17 protein-coding genes, 3 tRNA genes and 1 pseudogene are annotated in these 15,842 nt (G+C 48.3%); 20 read left to right on the top strand and 1 reads right to left on the bottom strand.

The window, feature by feature from the left end; all coding sequences use genetic code 11:
• From EIZ37_RS26480 to EIZ37_RS26795, 15 genes and pseudogenes are all read left to right on the top strand, one after another.
• Complete coding sequence (locus EIZ37_RS26480) at positions 1-786, top strand: class I SAM-dependent methyltransferase (protein WP_134687091.1); 786 nt, start codon at positions 1-3, stop codon at positions 784-786.
• A 1-nt stretch (position 787) separates the two neighbouring features.
• The gene (miaA, locus tag EIZ37_RS22940; protein WP_235828177.1) at positions 788-1,741 is read left to right on the top strand and encodes a tRNA (adenosine(37)-N6)-dimethylallyltransferase MiaA; all 954 of its coding nucleotides are present in this window, start codon (positions 788-790) and stop codon (positions 1,739-1,741) included.
• Between the two features lie 30 nt (positions 1,742-1,771).
• The gene (gene hfq / locus EIZ37_RS22935; RefSeq protein ID WP_134687089.1) at positions 1,772-2,011 is read left to right on the top strand and encodes an RNA chaperone Hfq; all 240 of its coding nucleotides are present in this window, start codon (positions 1,772-1,774) and stop codon (positions 2,009-2,011) included.
• 111 nt (positions 2,012-2,122) lie between these two features.
• Entirely contained in the window at positions 2,123-3,076 is a 954-nt protein-coding gene (locus tag EIZ37_RS22930) for an AAA family ATPase (protein ID WP_235828176.1), read from the top strand.
• Positions 3,077-3,114: 38 nt separating this feature from the next.
• A complete protein-coding gene (hflX, locus tag EIZ37_RS22925) occupies positions 3,115-4,410 on the top strand; it encodes a GTPase HflX (RefSeq protein WP_134687088.1) in 1,296 nt (431 codons plus the stop codon).
• Between the two features lie 7 nt (positions 4,411-4,417).
• Positions 4,418-5,689 carry a methionine gamma-lyase family protein gene (locus tag EIZ37_RS22920; RefSeq protein ID WP_134687087.1) on the top strand — a complete coding sequence of 424 codons (1,272 nt, stop codon included), beginning with the start codon at positions 4,418-4,420 and terminating at the stop codon, positions 5,687-5,689.
• A gap of 187 nt (positions 5,690-5,876) precedes the next feature.
• Positions 5,877-6,287 (top strand): MerR family transcriptional regulator, encoded by a 411-nt coding sequence (locus tag EIZ37_RS22915; protein WP_134687086.1) that lies wholly within the window; start codon positions 5,877-5,879, stop codon positions 6,285-6,287.
• A gap of 34 nt (positions 6,288-6,321) precedes the next feature.
• A complete protein-coding gene (glnA, locus tag EIZ37_RS22910) occupies positions 6,322-7,656 on the top strand; it encodes a type I glutamate--ammonia ligase (RefSeq protein WP_134687085.1) in 1,335 nt (444 codons plus the stop codon).
• Between the two features lie 145 nt (positions 7,657-7,801).
• The gene (locus EIZ37_RS22905) at positions 7,802-8,683 is read left to right on the top strand and encodes a PhzF family phenazine biosynthesis protein (RefSeq protein WP_134687084.1); all 882 of its coding nucleotides are present in this window, start codon (positions 7,802-7,804) and stop codon (positions 8,681-8,683) included.
• Positions 8,684-8,725: 42 nt separating this feature from the next.
• On the top strand, positions 8,726-9,151 hold the full coding sequence (locus tag EIZ37_RS22900; protein WP_134687083.1) for a hypothetical protein: 426 nt from the start codon (positions 8,726-8,728) through the stop codon (positions 9,149-9,151).
• 66 nt (positions 9,152-9,217) lie between these two features.
• A complete protein-coding gene (locus EIZ37_RS22895; RefSeq protein WP_134687082.1) occupies positions 9,218-9,742 on the top strand; it encodes a DinB family protein in 525 nt (174 codons plus the stop codon).
• Between the two features lie 181 nt (positions 9,743-9,923).
• The gene (gndA, locus tag EIZ37_RS22890; protein ID WP_134687081.1) at positions 9,924-11,336 is read left to right on the top strand and encodes an NADP-dependent phosphogluconate dehydrogenase; all 1,413 of its coding nucleotides are present in this window, start codon (positions 9,924-9,926) and stop codon (positions 11,334-11,336) included.
• Positions 11,337-11,392: 56 nt separating this feature from the next.
• Positions 11,393-12,934: a glucose-6-phosphate dehydrogenase gene (gene zwf, locus EIZ37_RS22885; protein ID WP_235828175.1), complete on the top strand. Its 1,542-nt coding sequence runs from the start codon at positions 11,393-11,395 to the stop codon at positions 12,932-12,934.
• Positions 12,935-13,116: 182 nt separating this feature from the next.
• Positions 13,117-13,737, top strand: a complete 621-nt coding sequence (locus tag EIZ37_RS22880) for a cyclase family protein (protein ID WP_134687080.1) — start codon at positions 13,117-13,119, stop codon at positions 13,735-13,737.
• A 24-nt stretch (positions 13,738-13,761) separates the two neighbouring features.
• A pseudogene (locus EIZ37_RS26795) lies at positions 13,762-13,904 on the top strand (NADPH dehydrogenase); the annotation flags it as partial.
• Positions 13,905-14,144: 240 nt separating this feature from the next.
• Here the strand turns inward: EIZ37_RS26795 and EIZ37_RS22870 are convergent.
• On the bottom strand, positions 14,145-14,420 hold the full coding sequence (locus EIZ37_RS22870; protein WP_134687078.1) for a DUF1292 domain-containing protein: 276 nt from the start codon (positions 14,418-14,420) through the stop codon (positions 14,145-14,147).
• Between the two features lie 78 nt (positions 14,421-14,498).
• On the opposite strand from EIZ37_RS22870, the gene EIZ37_RS22865 reads away from it, so the two are divergent.
• The 5 genes from EIZ37_RS22865 (at position 14,499) to EIZ37_RS22850 (ending at position 15,745) form a co-directional block, all read left to right on the top strand.
• Positions 14,499-14,960 (top strand): hypothetical protein, encoded by a 462-nt coding sequence (locus EIZ37_RS22865; RefSeq protein WP_134687077.1) that lies wholly within the window; start codon positions 14,499-14,501, stop codon positions 14,958-14,960.
• A gap of 52 nt (positions 14,961-15,012) precedes the next feature.
• Entirely contained in the window at positions 15,013-15,177 is a 165-nt protein-coding gene (locus tag EIZ37_RS26140; protein ID WP_167569092.1) for a hypothetical protein, read from the top strand.
• Between the two features lie 227 nt (positions 15,178-15,404).
• Positions 15,405-15,481 (top strand) — tRNA-Ile (locus EIZ37_RS22860).
• 55 nt (positions 15,482-15,536) lie between these two features.
• Positions 15,537-15,612 (top strand) — tRNA-Ala (locus EIZ37_RS22855).
• 56 nt (positions 15,613-15,668) lie between these two features.
• Positions 15,669-15,745: transfer RNA gene (locus EIZ37_RS22850), tRNA-Glu, on the top strand.
• Positions 15,746-15,842 lie beyond the last annotated feature (97 nt).

Here is a 15,842-nt window from a genome sequence, read left to right as displayed (position 1 = left end):
ATGATTGTCACCACTGGCTTAGAGCCGAATGCGGCAACCATTGCCCATGCGCAGCGGTTTGCCTCGCAATATGCGCTGCCGTTAGTCAAGCGACGCGATGAATCGCTAGACCAGCTGCGCAGTAAGTATGCTGTAGATGAAATTTTTGTAGTCTCAGCGAAAGGGGTGCGGCTGGATCTTCGGGAAGAGGATGCCTTCTTTTTTCACCCGAACAATGCCGCCTTTCGTATAAAGCGCCTGGAACGCGGCGATACTGATACTATGCTTTCTGTTTGCCAAATTGCACCAGGTGATCGCGTTCTCGATGCGACGCTTGGGCTTGGTGCTGATGCAATCGTATTTGCCTACGGGGTTGGCGAGTCTGGACGTGTGCTTGGGATTGAATCACAACCCGTGGTTGCCATGCTGGTTGCGGATGGTCTCAAAACGTGGCAAACCAACTCACCGTCGCTTAAACAGGCGATGGAGCGGGTGGAAGTGGCAGCCGGTCATCACCTGGATGTTCTTCGCTCGTTGCCTGATCATTCCTTTGATGTGGTGTACTTTGACCCAATGTTTGCCAACACGGAGCAAGCATCCACAGGAATTCAAGGCATACGCAAATACGCCAATTATGAGCCACTTACACAAGAAGCGGTTACAGAAGCGCTGCGTGTCGCCAAAAGACGCGTTGTCCTCAAGGAAGGCAAGGGATCGCAGGCATTCCAGCGATTGGGATTCATGCCTTATCGCACAAATCAGCATCAAGTCGTGTACAGCTATAGAGATAAGATTGGAGGGGAGTGAAATCGATAAGAAAGAGAAGCTTGTTGTCATCGTTGGGCCGACTGCGGTGGGCAAAACCGCACTAAGTCTGCAATTGGCTGCCCGATTCCATGGAGAAATCATCTCGGGAGACTCCATGCAGGTCTATCGAAAAATGGATATTGGCACTGCGAAAGCGACACCAGAGGAAAGAAGCCTGATTCCCCATCACTTGATTGATATCATTGATCCGGATCAGGATTACTCGGTCGCCTCCTTTCAAGCAATGGCTGTGCGGTTAATCAGCGAGATTAATCAACGGCAGCGATTGCCTTTCATCGTGGGGGGGACGGGTCTATACATAGAATCAGTCACACATCAGTTCCAGTTTGCTGAAACCCCACAAGATCCAGAACTGCGCGAACGGTTACAACGCATCGCCGATTCGGAAGGAAATGAGGCCTTGCATCGTCAGTTGGAAGCGATCGATCCGATTACGGCCAAACGCCTTCATCCCAATGATGTGAAGCGTGTCATACGGGCCATTGAGATCTACGAGGTGACCGGTTACAAAATGGCGGAGTTCCAGCATCGAGCGAAATATTCGCCGTATGATCTGTATATGATCGGATTAACCATGGATCGCGACAAATTGTATGAGCGCATCAATCAGCGGGTCGAGCTGATGATCGAGTCAGGGCTGGTGGAAGAAGTAAGACAGCTGCTCGATCAAGGATATGATCCTTCGCTTGTCTCGATGCAGGGATTAGGGTATAAAGAATTGATCCCGTATCTCTATGGGGAGATCACATTGGAGAGAGCGGTCAATGAGATCAAGCAGCGGACACGGCATTTTGCCAAGCGACAGCTCTCTTGGTTTCGCCGCATGACCGAGATCGAATGGTTCGATATGACCGATCCGGCAGGTCATGATGAAGTCTTGCAAACAATCACAGAGCGTTTGGAAGGAAAGTTTCACCAAATGCCGAATATATAACTTACAAGTTCCGTTTAGGGGGTATTGAACATGAAACAGACGATCAACATCCAAGATACGTTCTTGAACCACTTACGCAAAGAAAATATCGCAGTCACCATTTATTTGGTGAATGGTTTTCAATTAAGAGGGTATATCAAGGCGTTCGACAATTTTACCATCGTGATTGACAGTGAAGGAAAACAACAGCTCGTTTACAAGCACGCTATCTCTACGTTCACACCGCAGCGTCCGGTATCCCTGATGTCGGCGGAAAACAACCAACAATAATACAAGCAGTAGACGAAGCCGGGATTAATCATCTATCCGGGCTTTTTTCATTTTTAGAGGCACGTTCACGTATACTTACTTCAGGTACGATCATAAGGCAGGTGATCGCAAGTGAAACAGCCATCCATTCATGCGACCGAATCGGCAGACGATAGGCAGCAAAGCGTGCCTCATCGGATCCAGGTTGTACTGAATCATCCGACGAAAGTGAAAGAACCAAAGACGCTGGCAGAAACCGTGAAAACGACGGCAGGCGCGCAGCTTGCCCTCGTTTTCGATGAGCTGGAGAAAATGATCGGATTGGAAGAAGCGAAGAAAGTGATGTACGAGATATACGCGCTATTGCGTGTCAATCAGGAGCGGGAAAAGCAAGGGTTGAAATGCGGCAAGCAGGTGCTGCACATGGTGTTCAAGGGGAATCCGGGAACCGGAAAAACGACGGTGGCACGGATCGTCGGCAAGATTTTCAAAGAAATGGGGATTCTGCAAAAAGGGCATCTGATCGAAGTGGAGCGGGCTGATCTGGTCGGTGAATTTATCGGGCATACGGCGCAAAAAACCCGGGAATTGATCAAAAAAGCGATGGGCGGCGTCTTGTTTATCGATGAGGCGTACTCGTTGGCGCGTGGCGGCGAAAAAGATTTCGGCAAGGAAGCCATCGACTGTTTGACAAAGGCCATGGAGGATTCCAAAAACGATTTCATTTGCATCCTGGCTGGCTATACGCATGAGATGGACGATTTTCTTTCGCTCAATCCGGGTCTCCCCTCGCGTTTTCCGATACAAATCCATTTCACCGATTATTCGATTGAGGAGCTTTTATTGATTGCCGATTTGCTGGCTGCCGATAAGGAATACGAAATTTCTCTTTCGGCAAAAGCGAGGCTGCGGCATCATCTGGGGAAATTAAGAAATGATCCGTTTCAGGAAAACTTCAGCAATGCGCGCTACATCCGCAACAAGATCGAGCAGGCGATTCGCAAACAAGCCGTTCGCATCCTGAGTATTGGGGAACCGAAGCGGGAAGAATTACTAACGTTGACATCAGAGGATTTTGTTCTGTAGTCTGGTCTGATAAGATAGGGTGGAAGGGATGTGACGCGATGAGTAAGGAGCAAGAGAAAGAGCGTGAAACAGCGATATTGGTCGCGAGCTATTTGGACGGCCGCGACGAGGAACGGGCACGCCTCTCGCTACAGGAGCTTCATGAATTGGCACGTACGGCTGGAGTCGAGGTGCTAGAAACCATTACCCAAAATCGGGAACGCATTGATGTAGCCTGGTATTTGGGAAGCGGCAAGATCCAGGAGATCGCCCATCGTGCGGAAATCCTGGATGTCGATCTCATTATTTTCAATGATGAGCTGTCGCCAAGCCAGGTGCGCAATTTAGATACCGCTTTTGATTGCAAGGTGATTGACCGTACGCAATTGATCCTTGATATTTTTGCCGGACGCGCCCAGTCGCGGGAAGGGAAAATTCAAGTGGAGCTGGCGCAATACAATTATTTGTTACCACGCTTGGCCGGGCAGGGCAAACAGCTCTCCCGGCTCGGGGGCGGTATCGGGACGCGCGGTCCGGGTGAGACGAAGCTGGAAAGTGACCGCCGTCATATCCGCCGCAGGATCGGCGAGCTGAAGGCGCAGCTGCAAGACATCGTACGCACCCGTGAGCTGCACCGGGAGCGCCGGAAAAAGAACAATGTATTTCAAGTAGCGCTGGTTGGCTATACGAATGCGGGCAAGTCCACCTTGCTGAATCGATTGACCAATGCAGAGGCGCTGGAAGAGGACAAGCTGTTTGCGACACTCGATCCGACAACCCGTCAGCTTACCCTGCCAAGCGGCATGGAAGTGCTGTTGACCGATACCGTTGGGTTCATCCAGGACCTGCCGACTTCGTTGGTCGCGGCCTTCCGTTCGACGTTGGAGGGTGTGCAGGAAGCTGATTTGATTTTGCATGTCGTAGATGCCCATCACCCCGATCTGGAGATTCACATGGAGGTTGTGGAGCGGGAGCTGCGGAACCTGAAAGCAGATGCACTGCCGCGGATGACGGTCTTTAATAAGGCGGATTTGATTCGACCAGGGACTTATTTGCCGAAAACGGAAGAGTCGCTTTTGATCTCTGCTCTGCAGGCTGACGATTTACAGCTCCTGTTAAGACGCATCGAAGAGCATGCTTATGCCGCATTCAAAGCGATGCTCTTGAAGGTTCCGGTCAGTCGGGGCGATATCCTTTCCTTGCTGCATCGGGAAGGTCTGGAGATGGAGCAGGAGTATGCGGAAAACGAAGCGGCTTATTTGGTGAAAGTGCGTTTGAATCGGGAGCATCCGGTGTACGGACGGATCTTGCCGTTTATCGCAGAGGGAGCAAAGACAACAGAAGAGAGTTGGTAAGAGTCGTATGTATGAGTTGTTTCAACACGGTGCTGAATTACGGCCGATCGTCGAAAAGGTAGAAGAACAAATCGCTTCACGCCATCGGGAAATCGACAGGTTGGTGGATTATAATCAGCTTAAGGTATTGCGTTCGTTTCAAAAGCATGAAGTCAGTGACTTTCATTTTGCTCCTTCTACGGGCTATGGCTATGATGATACCGGCCGCAGTACGCTGGAGTCGATCTATGCGGATGTATTCGGGGGCGAAGCGGCACTTGTGCGTCCCCAGATCATTTCGGGGACTCACGCGATTGCCATCAGTTTGTTTGGAATTCTGCGTCCAGGTGACGAGCTGCTATACATTACCGGGAAGCCGTATGATACGCTGGAAGAGGTCGTAGGGGTTCGCGGGGAAGGGCAAGGCTCCTTGAAGGATTACGGGATCGGCTATTCCGTGGTTCCCTTGACTGAGGCGGGGGAGGTTGATTTTAAGGAGGTCGCCAAAGCCATTAGCCCGGCAACCAAGGTGATTGGCATTCAGCGTTCGCGTGGTTATGCGGACCGTCCTTCTTTTTCCATCGCGAAAATCAAGGAAATGGTTGATTTTGTTAAAGAGATCAATCCGAACTTGATCGTATTTACCGATAATTGCTATGGCGAATTTACGGAAGAAAAAGAGCCGCTTCAAGTCGGCGTGGATATCATGGCGGGGAGCTTAATCAAAAACCCAGGCGGCGGGATCGTCAAGACAGGCGGATACATCGTCGGGAAAGAAGAGCTGGTGCGACTCGCTTCTTACCGGATGGCGGCGCCAGGGATCGGTGCGGAAGGCGGCGCTTCGCTTTATTCCTTGCTAGAGATGTTCCAAGGCTTTTTCTTGGCACCCCATGTTGTCGGGGAAGCCTTGAAAGGAGCCGTCTTTTCTTCGGCCATATTGGAGAAGCTGGGTTTTCGAACAAACCCGCTCTGGCATGAACCGCGCACGGATTTGATCCAATCGATTGAATTTGGGTCGGCGGAACGCCTGATTGCGTTTTGCCAAGGAATTCAGAAAGCGGCCCCTGTCGATTCGCATGTGACGCCTTATCCAAGCGAAATGCCGGGGTATGCCGATCAGGTCATCATGGCTGCGGGCACCTTTATCCAAGGGGCGAGTATCGAGTTTTCCGCAGATGGTCCAATTCGTCCGCCCTATCTCGGATTTGTGCAAGGCGGGTTGACGTATTCCCACGTAAAAGTGGGGATTTTGACAGCGCTTGACGGGCTGATGGCTAAAGGATTGCTAACCATTTCATAGGACGAAAGGTGATAGATGTGCGAATTTGCGCATTTATCACTTTTTTTATGGGGGGCGCTTGACAAGTCGGAATATGTCAGGTATTCTAACACTATAAAGATGTCAGATATACTTACATCCCTTGACAGAATAGAAGCAGCACACCTACAATGGATACATAAACCATTTTGTTTAAGGGAGGGCAATCATGAGTGACGACATTCGCCGTAACATGGCCCTGTTTCCAATCGGCATCGTAATGAAGCTGACAGATTTAACAGCAAGGCAAATTCGCTACTATGAGCAAAATGAGCTGATTCATCCAGCTCGTACAGAAGGAAAACAACGACTCTTTTCGTTTAATGACGTAGATCGACTGCTCGAGATCAAATCCTTGATTGAAAAAGGTTTGAATATTGCAGGCATCAAACAAGTTCTGCTGCTCAACGAACCAGAACCGGTGATTACTGAAATCACAGAAAAGTCCGAGCAGAAGCGGAAAGAGCTTTCCGACAAAGAATTGCATGAAATGTTGAAGCAGCAACTCTTTAACCCCGCCGCAAGCCGGTTGGGAGAACCATCGTTAATTCGTGGAGAGCTTTCACGCTTCTTTCACTGATTAAATACACTATTGCCGCTGGAGGAGAGAAACCATGAGCAAGTTCACAAAAGATGACATTTTGCGTTTGGCCCAAGAAGAAAACGTGAAGTACATTCGTTTGCAGTTCACCGACTTGTTGGGTGTAATCAAAAACGTGGAAATCCCTTTGTCCCAATTGCCAAAAGCACTGGACAATAAAATGATGTTTGATGGTTCCTCGATCGAAGGTTTCGTTCGTATTGAAGAATCCGACATGTACCTGTATCCAGACCTTGACACATGGGTAGTTTTCCCATGGGGCACGGAAGAAGGCAAAGTAGCTCGTTTGATCTGTGATATTTACATGCCAGATGGTTCGCCATTCGAAGGTGATCCACGCCAAATCCTGAAGCGTACATTGAAAGAAGCGGAAGAAATGGGCTTCACTGCGTTCAATGTAGGACCAGAACCAGAATTCTTCCTGTTCAAACTCGATGAGAAGGGTGAACCGACTCTTGATCTGAACGACCAAGGCGGATACTTCGACTTCGCTCCATTGGACATGGGTGAAAACTGCCGTCGCGATATCGTGTTGACTCTGGAAAAAATGGGCTTTGAAATCGAAGCTTCCCACCATGAAGTGGCTCCAGGCCAACATGAAATCGACTTCAAATATGCAAACGCATTGGAAGCAGCTGACCAAATCCTGACCTTCAAGCTGGTTGTAAAAACCATCGCTCGTCAACACGGTCTGCACGCTACGTTCATGCCAAAACCATTGTTCGGTGTAAACGGTTCCGGTATGCACGCGCACCAATCCTTGTTCAAAGGGGATGAAAATGCGTTCTACGATGAATCCGATGTATTGGGCTTGAGCCAAACAGCGAAACACTACCTGGCTGGTATTCTGACACACGCTCGCGGATTCGCGGCGATCACCAACCCACTGGTGAACTCTTACAAACGTCTGGTTCCTGGTTATGAAGCACCTTGCTATGTAGCATGGTCCGCGAAAAACCGTTCGCCACTCGTACGTATCCCAGCTTCCCGTGGAATGGGAACTCGTATCGAAGTGCGCAACCCAGACCCAGCAGCAAACCCATACCTCGCTTTGGCTGTCATGCTGAAAGCTGGTCTGGACGGTATCAAAAACAAACTGGAACTCGCACCTGCCGTTGATCGCAACATCTATGTGATGAACGAAGCTGAGCGCGAAGCGAACGGCATCGAAAGCTTGCCATCCACTTTGAAAGAAGCGATCGAGTGCCTGAAAGCAGATCCAGTCATCTGCGAAGCACTGGGTGAGCATGCACTGGTTCACTTCGTGGAAGCAAAAGAGATCGAATGGGATATGTTCCGCACTCGTGTACATGAGTGGGAGCGCGACCAATACATGGGTACTTATTAATACCCCAAAAGAACAGGCGTTTCTGGATGTACTTCCAGAAGCGTCTTTTTTTCGTGCAGCTAGATGTGTTGGAAAAAGCGATAAATCGATACAATTGCTTCCTAAAATTGGTATGATGGAAGGGGAGAATTTGGGGGTGGGTTTGGTGGATCATATTAAGGTTTATCATATTGATGCGTTCAGCAAACTTCCCGATAGGGGGAATCCGGCGGGAGTCGTACTGGATGGCGAAACGCTTACGGAAGAGCAAATGCGAAAAGTCGCAGAAAAGGTTGGGTTTAACGAAACGGCCTTTGTCTGTCCGTCTGCTCAGGCAGATCTAAAAATTCGCTTTTTTACGCCGGGGCATGAAATGAATGTATGCGGTCATGCTACGATGGCTGCGGTGTATGCATTACAGACAAAAGGATGGTTAGGAGATCGAAAGGAAATAACCATCGAAACAAAAGCGGGCGTCTTGCCGATTCGAATCGACATTGATGAAGAGGTTTGCATTACGATGAGGCAAGCGGCTCCTCAATTTCAAGCGTTTTCCGGTTCCGTCGAGGCATTGGCACACGCTATGGGGATTGAAGAAACCGATATCGAAACAAAACTACCGATTTTGTATGGAAGCACGGGGATATGGACATTATTGGTTCCTATTAAAACGCTGGCTGCTTTTACAAGAATGAAGCCCAAAAATGAGCGTTTTCCTTCCGTTTTAAAAGACATGCCTCGCGCATCGGTTCATCCTTTTTGCTTGGAAACGTACGATGCAAATGCCCATATGCACGCGCGTCACTTTTCTTCGCCCTTTTCGGGTACTGTGGAGGATCCCGTGACAGGTACTGCTTCCGGTGTGATGGGGGCTTATTATGCTCGGTATCTCAATCGTATGGGGGATCAAGACACATTGCAATTGGTCATTGAACAGGGGCAGGAAATCGGTAGGGACGGAAGAGTTCGCGTCACGGTAACGAATGGGGATATCGTTGAAATTACCGGTCATGCCGTATACGTTGCCGACATGGAGATAGATTTGTAACCGATGACATGGTGGAATTTCTGTAAGGGGATAGGAGAGTCGATGATCGATAAGCTCGTTTATTTGATCACGGTAAACGTCCTCATTCTGTTTTTCTTTTACCTGATCGAGGGAAGCCGTGTTACTGACGGATTTTTAATCAAAAGTGCTACGTTGGCGATTGGTAGCCTTAGTGTAATAGGATTCCATATTCTATTCCAGAAGAGAGGATATCCTTATCAAGCGAAAATGGTCATTGCATTTGTTTCCTTTTATCTACTTTGCAGTATCCTTGCGATGCTAGAGGTCGGGCGCCCACAATGGGCTGTAGGTGTCACTGTTCTACAAAGGATTGAGTGGTTTGTCAGGGATGGGTTGTCACTTGCTTTTATTGATCTTGATGCGATTAAGGTGTTTTTCTTGAAATGGTTTGCTTCCATGATAGCAGCATTTGTATTGGTAAGGAAAACGTCTGGTTCGAGCAGATAAGTCAATAAAGAGGTAGATCGAGCTTGAAATTTTTGATGAATTCTTTTGAGTGAAAAGGAGAATGCTATGAATTTTACGATGAGTGAAGCGATTGAGCTTTTGGAGCGCACGCCCCGATCCTTGGAGCATTTATTAGCTGGATTATCAGAAAGCTGGTTGCACTGTAATGAGGGGGAAGGAACCTGGAATGTCTCACAGGTGGTTGAACACCTGATAGAGGCAGAGAAACAGAATTGGATTCCGCGCCTAGAAATAATTCTTCAGGAGGGGGAGGCGAGACCATTTCCACCTTTTGATCGTTTACCAGACTCGCAAGCAAAGGACGAAAGGACGATTGAGCAAAAACTGCAGGAATTCAAAACGATTCGCACGGAAAACATATTGAAACTGCAGGCGCTCGTGGATCCGCACATCCATCTGGAATTAACAGGGACACATCCTGTTTTCGGTACAGTCAAAGCAAGAGAATTACTATCAACATGGGTTGTCCATGATCTGGTCCATACCGCCCAAATCGTACGTGTCATGAGCAAAAGATACAGCACAGACGTCGGTCCTTGGATTGAGTATTTAGGGATATTGAAAAAGTAAGAAGTTGAACCGGAGAACAAGCAAATTGGAAGCCAACCAGCAAGATGGCGATGTAAGCAGAGCAGCCTCAAAAGGGGGGGGTGCTCTGTTTTGTTTCCAGGCCTTCTCATCAATCTGCATGAACCAAAAGCCTGTAGGACATAACAACACATAAATGCAATGTGAAAAGGTGGATCAGCAGGTGGCAAAACAACAAATTGGTGTAATTGGTTTAGCGGTCATGGGCAAAAATCTGGCCATGAATATAGAAAGCCGGGGATTTTCCGTCTCCGTTTACAATCGGTCCCCGGAAAAAACAAAGGAACTGTTACAGGAGGCAAGCGGAAGAAATCTGACCGGTACATACTCCATAGAAGAGTTTGTTCAATCGTTGGAGACTCCACGAAAAATATTGATCATGGTGAAAGCGGGCCAACCGACCGATGATACCATCCAGCAGTTAAAACCTTATCTGGATAAGGGAGATATCATCATTGACGGCGGAAACTCCTTTTTCAAGGATACCCAGCGACGGAACAAAGAGCTGGAAGCAGAGGGTTTCCGTTTCATTGGAACAGGTGTGTCTGGTGGAGAAGAAGGAGCGTTGAAAGGCCCTTCGATTATGCCAGGCGGACAAAAAGAGGCGTATGCCCTGGTTGAACCCATTTTCACCGCGATTTCGGCAAAAGTGAACGGCGATCCGTGCTGCACGTACATTGGTCCAGACGGGGCTGGGCACTACGTGAAAATGGTCCACAACGGAATTGAATACGGGGATATGCAGCTGATATGCGAGGCCTATCATTTGTTGAAACAGGTGCTGGGACTTGGCACCCAGGAGCTGCATGAAGTGTTTGCCGATTGGAATAACGGGGAGTTGGACAGCTATTTAATCGAGATCACGGCAGACATTTTTACAAAAACGGATGCGGAAACCGGTAAGCCACTGGTTGATATGATTTTGGATACAGCAGGACAAAAAGGGACCGGTAAATGGACGAGCCAAAGTGCGTTGGACCTGGGGGTTCCTCTATCCATTATTACGGAGTCGGTTTTCTCTCGTTTCTTGTCGGCGATGAAGGAAGAGCGGGTCATGGCCAGCAAAATCCTGAAGGGACCTCAAGCCACCGCCTCCATAGGTGAAAAGCGGGAGTTTATTGAAGCGGTACGCAAGGCTCTTTATGCCAGCAAAATCTGCTCTTATGCGCAAGGCTTTGCCCAAATGAGGGTCGCATCTGAAGAATACAACTGGGATTTGCGGTATGGGGACATCGCCATGATTTTTCGCGGCGGGTGCATTATTCGGGCAAGATTTTTGCAGAACATCAAAGACGCGTATGACCGCGATCCAGCTCTAAAGAACTTGCTGCTGGATCCGTACTTCCAAGGAATCGTCGAGAATTATCAGGATGCATGGAGAAAGGTGATCAAGATCGCGATCGATCATGGAATACCCGTACCGGCATTTTCAAGTGCGCTCGCCTATTTTGACAGCTATCGGACCGAGATACTCCCTGCTAATTTGCTTCAGGCACAGAGAGATTATTTCGGTGCCCACACCTATCAAAGAGTGGATCAACCAGGGGTCTTTCATACCAACTGGTCGCAAGGATGAAAACAGCGATGCATCAGGATACTGCTCTTTCAGATTCTTTTTCGATGGAGGAACATATGTCTGTACCCCAACACTCGGACTCATCTGCGATCATTTTATTCGGTGCCACAGGCGACTTAGCCAAGAGAAAACTGTTCCCGGCGCTGTTCAGCCTTTTCCGCAGAGGGCTGCTGCCTGAAAAATTTGCCATCATCGGTACCGCAAGAAAGGAATTATCTGTTTCGGCGTTCCGAGAATATGTTCTGCAGACCTTGCGCGAATTCGGAAGGTTTGACCCAGCTGAAAACGAATGGTGGAACAAATTCGCCCCGCACCTGGAATATGTTTCTGTCGATGCCACCTACGGCGAAAGCTACTCCCGATTGAAAAGCACCCTGAATCGGATCGAAACGGAAATTGGGCTTTCAGGCAACAGAGTATTCTATTTGGCGGTCTCTCCAGAGCTGTTTGGAACCGTTTCGCAGCATCTGAAAACAAGTGATTTACTAGAGACAGAAGGCTGGAAGCGGCTGGTGATCGAAAAGCCGTTTGGCCATGATTATCAATCGGCAAATGAGCTGAATAAGGAAATTCGTTCTGTGTTTAAAGAAGAGGAGATCTACCGCATCGACCACTATCTTGGCAAAGAGATGGTACAAAATATTGAAGTGATTCGTTTTGCCAATTCCTTTTTTGAGCCGCTGTGGAACAACAAGTATATTGCCAATGTACAAATCACATCCAGCGAAACAGTTGGTGTAGAGGAGCGGGCCGGGTATTACGAGAAATCAGGGGCTTTGCGAGATATGGTGCAAAACCATATGCTGCAGATGGTTACCATGATTGCGATGGAGCCTCCAAGCCGCTTGGTTACGGAGGCGATCCGTGATGAGAAGGTCAAAGTGCTGCGTTCATTGCGCGGTTTCGCGGTAGATGAGGTGAAAAAATATGTCGTACGTGGCCAATATGCGAAGGGGGTTGTCGGAGGAACGACCATTCGCGGATACCGGGAAGAGCCGGGGATCACACCGGAATCCACGACCGAGACATATGTTGCGGCCAAATTGTTCATCGATAATTTCCGTTGGGCCGGTGTGCCTTTTTATATCCGCACAGGCAAAAGGATGCCGATCAAATCTACGGAGATCCTGATCCAATTCAAGAATCTGCCCATGAACCTCTACTTTAACAAGTACGGGGATCTGCAGCCCAATATTTTAAGCATCCGCATCTTTCCCTTGGAAGGCATTTATCTCAAGCTAAATGCGAAAAAACCGGGGACGGATGGTGTCGTTTCACCCATACCGCTTGATTTTTGTCAAAACTGCGAAGCGGGGTATAATTCTCCGGAGGCTTATGAGCGTTTACTTCTCGACTGTTTGCATGGCGATTCTACCTTTTTTACCCGGTGGGACGAAGTCGCGTTGGCATGGAAATTTGTAGATCCGATCTCGACAGCCTTTCGCGAGGAAAAGGTGGAGTTGTTGCAGTATGACGCGGGTACTTGGGGGCCAGCGCAATCGGCAAGCATGCTAAAAGAAGATGGATTCCGCTGGTGGCCGATCAATCCCGAGAAAGAGTTGCATGAGGAGAAGGAAGCGCATTTTGTTCGCATGTAAAAGCATGATCATGAGCACAACTGATAAATCGGTAGGAAAGATCGCCCAGCTATACATCCGGAAAAGAGGGCGATCTTTTTGTGTTTGAGTGTGGGGGAACAGATTGGTTATATTAATACTAGGGATTGATCTTTTTGGCAACAGCATTTTATTTCGCGAAGAAAGAAATCGGGTGGTTAAAAATGAAAATGTATGATGTCAGCGCATCGATTTATGAAGGAATGACGGTTTATAAAAATAAACCGGAAAAGCAGCCGAAGCTGAACCGAGTAACGAATGGCTATGTGACAGAAACGCGTATGGAGTTAGATGTACATACGGGAACACATATCGACGCACCGCTCCACATGGTTACAGAGGGAGAAACTTTTGAGGCCGTGCAGTTGGAAAAACTCGTGGGTGCTTGTAAAGTCTTAGACCTGACTGCTGTAGAGGATCGGATCACCAAGGCTGAATTGGAGAGCTTTTCCCTGCAAAAGGGCGATTTTGTTCTGTTCAAAACGAAAAATTCATTGGAAGAATCATTCAACTTCGATTTTATCTTTCTTGCAGAGGACGGAGCCGAATATCTCGCGGAGATCGGAGTGCGTGGAATCGGCATAGATGCACTGGGGATCGAACGAAGCCAAACCGGACACCCGACACATAAAACCTTGTTTGCTCATGGAATCATCGTCATTGAAGGTCTTCGTTTGCAAGAGGTAGAACAAGGGGAATATTTTATGGTTGCAGCTCCGCTTAAATTAGTGGGCACAGACGCCGCCCCTGCAAGGGTGCTGTTATTTGAAGGCAGCATGGGTTAATCACTGATTACAAACCGCATCGTAATGGGGTCGATGTGCCAATACTCGGTTTAGAAAAAAGATGGAAAGCCGCATGATAAGCATTTTTTGTATGAGGTGAGCCGAGCAATCGGGGGTACGGCTTACCTATTGTGGCAATGACCAATATGGAGCCGGGTCGGATTACGCGCTTCGGAGTCAAGGTAATTGAGGCGGTGAAAGCGCAAGTGCCGTTTGAAATGCCTTCGTTCTTTTGTATCTCTGCAGTCGAATCTACAGACGGCGGATATGACATTGATCACGCTATCCGGCCCTGCAAGGCTTATCAAGCTGCGGGCGTAGACTCAATAACAGCTGCTGCAAGCGCCATCCATGTATGACAAAAAAACGACCCTTGTCAGGATCGTTCTACAGTTGCTGTGTTCACGCTAACTTTCTTTGCCGTGGCCTTCCGAACCCTCGTTTTCATCCGCTTCCAATGCAATCTGATAGGCGTCCAATACCGATGCTGCTTCCTCGGGATCATCAATCCCCACCAGATATTGGTCTTCACCCTCCCCGTCTACCACCCGCATAAGAATGCGATCCTCATCTGATGTTAATAGTGCGTACCATTCTTCGTTCATATCGAACAAAGCTTCGACGGCATACTCTTTTTCCTTACCTTGCTCATCCTCGATGGTTATACGATTATCATTTTGCACGAGACCAGCTCCCCTCACTTTAGGTTTCGCTTATTATGTACGAGAACAGGTCGCTCTATTGATGGAATAGGAGATGACATGATGGACAGTCCACACCAACCGAGGAAAGATGAAGTATTCACGCGGATGATGTCCTGGGTAGAATCCCGCTATGATTGTGAAGTGTATTTTTTGGAGCATTCCCGGCAAGCAAATGGCTTTGTGGAATATCGAAACGGGAAAAACATTATCTACATATTGGCGGACAAAGAGGACATCAGCCTCGATGCGTTTACTGATATTCTTGCGCATGAGGTTGGCCATGTTATCTATAATCAGCGCATGATGCAAAACGGGTTGTCCTACAAGGAGATAGTAAAGCGGACGCAGGACAAGCTGGATTGTTTTGATCTGTTGTTGGAAAGAAACGTAATTACCAAGGAAGAGTACGAGCGGCTTTATCGTGCGATTGAAGAGGAATGGGCCAGCAATCAAGAAAAGGGGCGAATTATCCCTGAGTTGCGAAAACTGGTAGATATGGACAAACAGCTGCCCACATAAATGGTCCAGTGACGGGTGATAATGAGCAAAATGAGTGGGAGGAGTTGTGGTCATGAACAATCATACCAAAAGGGAGCCAATGGTTTCGGGCACCTTCCAGCTAGCCGAAGATACTCGGGTTGAATCTTTGGAACAGCTTTCCGACAAAAACGAGATGGAACAGAAAGCGCTGGACGATGAGTCGCTTTACTATGCGCGGATCTTTATGGAGGATTGATCATCGATCCTTCTCATGATAAGGCTGCCTTGAAAACTGCAGGCAGTCTTTTTCATTCATCTACACGGGTACGAATTGCTTTTCGTTTGCTTGGCACACCACTGCGGAGCATTCAAATAATTGTTCAACGAAAACGGGTTCGACATTTGGATAATTTTGGTCATTGATTTAAAGGGTAGTTACCTGTTATATTGTTAATCCGGCCATCAAACGACGGCCAAATTCATGGGCCTATAGCTCAGTTGGTTAGAGCGCACGCCTGATAAGCGTGAGGTCGGCTGTTCGAGTCAGCCTAGGCCCACCATTTTCCATTGATTTGGGGCAACAAGATTTGGTAGAATCAAAGTCCAAGCGGTTATGGGGCTGTAGCTCAGTTGGGAGAGCGCCTGCCTTGCAAGCAGGAGGTCATCGGTTCGATCCCGTTCAGCTCCACCATCGTATTATTCCTTGGTAGCTCAGTAATCCCACTCCATCTGCCAATAAAATGCTTTGGCCCGTTGGTGAAGCGGTTTAACACAGCAGCCTTTCACGCTGTCATACAGGGGTTCGAATCCCCTACGGGTCACCATTAAGTTGTTTGGGGTCCCCGCAAAGCGCAAAGTACTCGGATTAAGCGACGAAGCATATGCTTCACTTTGTGGGGTTAGATAAGGAGGCTTAGCTCA

The sequence above is a fragment of the Brevibacillus migulae genome, from assembly GCF_004521915.1.
Lineage (GTDB): Bacteria > Bacillota > Bacilli > Brevibacillales > Brevibacillaceae > Brevibacillus_F > Brevibacillus_F migulae.
The sequence above is the reverse complement of the archived record's forward strand: the minus strand, read 5'-3'. Positions and strand labels throughout refer to the sequence as shown.

What these genes read in the sequence shown, in the direction of transcription:
- glnA (WP_134687085.1), top strand. Translation starts at nt 6,322, where the DNA reads ATGAGCAAGTTCACAAAAGATGACATTTTGCGTTTGGCCCAAGAAGAA.
- EIZ37_RS22895 (WP_134687082.1), top strand. Translation starts at nt 9,218, where the DNA reads ATGAATTTTACGATGAGTGAAGCGATTGAGCTTTTGGAGCGCACGCCC.
- EIZ37_RS22920 (WP_134687087.1), top strand. Translation starts at nt 4,418, where the DNA reads ATGTATGAGTTGTTTCAACACGGTGCTGAATTACGGCCGATCGTCGAA.
- zwf (WP_235828175.1), top strand. Translation starts at nt 11,393, where the DNA reads ATGTCTGTACCCCAACACTCGGACTCATCTGCGATCATTTTATTCGGT.
- hflX (WP_134687088.1), top strand. Translation starts at nt 3,115, where the DNA reads ATGAGTAAGGAGCAAGAGAAAGAGCGTGAAACAGCGATATTGGTCGCG.
- EIZ37_RS26480 (WP_134687091.1), top strand. Translation starts at nt 1, where the DNA reads ATGATTGTCACCACTGGCTTAGAGCCGAATGCGGCAACCATTGCCCAT.
- EIZ37_RS22900 (WP_134687083.1), top strand. Translation starts at nt 8,726, where the DNA reads ATGATCGATAAGCTCGTTTATTTGATCACGGTAAACGTCCTCATTCTG.
- EIZ37_RS22915 (WP_134687086.1), top strand. Translation starts at nt 5,877, where the DNA reads ATGAGTGACGACATTCGCCGTAACATGGCCCTGTTTCCAATCGGCATC.
- EIZ37_RS22880 (WP_134687080.1), top strand. Translation starts at nt 13,117, where the DNA reads ATGAAAATGTATGATGTCAGCGCATCGATTTATGAAGGAATGACGGTT.
- EIZ37_RS22865 (WP_134687077.1), top strand. Translation starts at nt 14,499, where the DNA reads ATGATGGACAGTCCACACCAACCGAGGAAAGATGAAGTATTCACGCGG.
- hfq (WP_134687089.1), top strand. Translation starts at nt 1,772, where the DNA reads ATGAAACAGACGATCAACATCCAAGATACGTTCTTGAACCACTTACGC.
- EIZ37_RS26140 (WP_167569092.1), top strand. Translation starts at nt 15,013, where the DNA reads ATGAACAATCATACCAAAAGGGAGCCAATGGTTTCGGGCACCTTCCAG.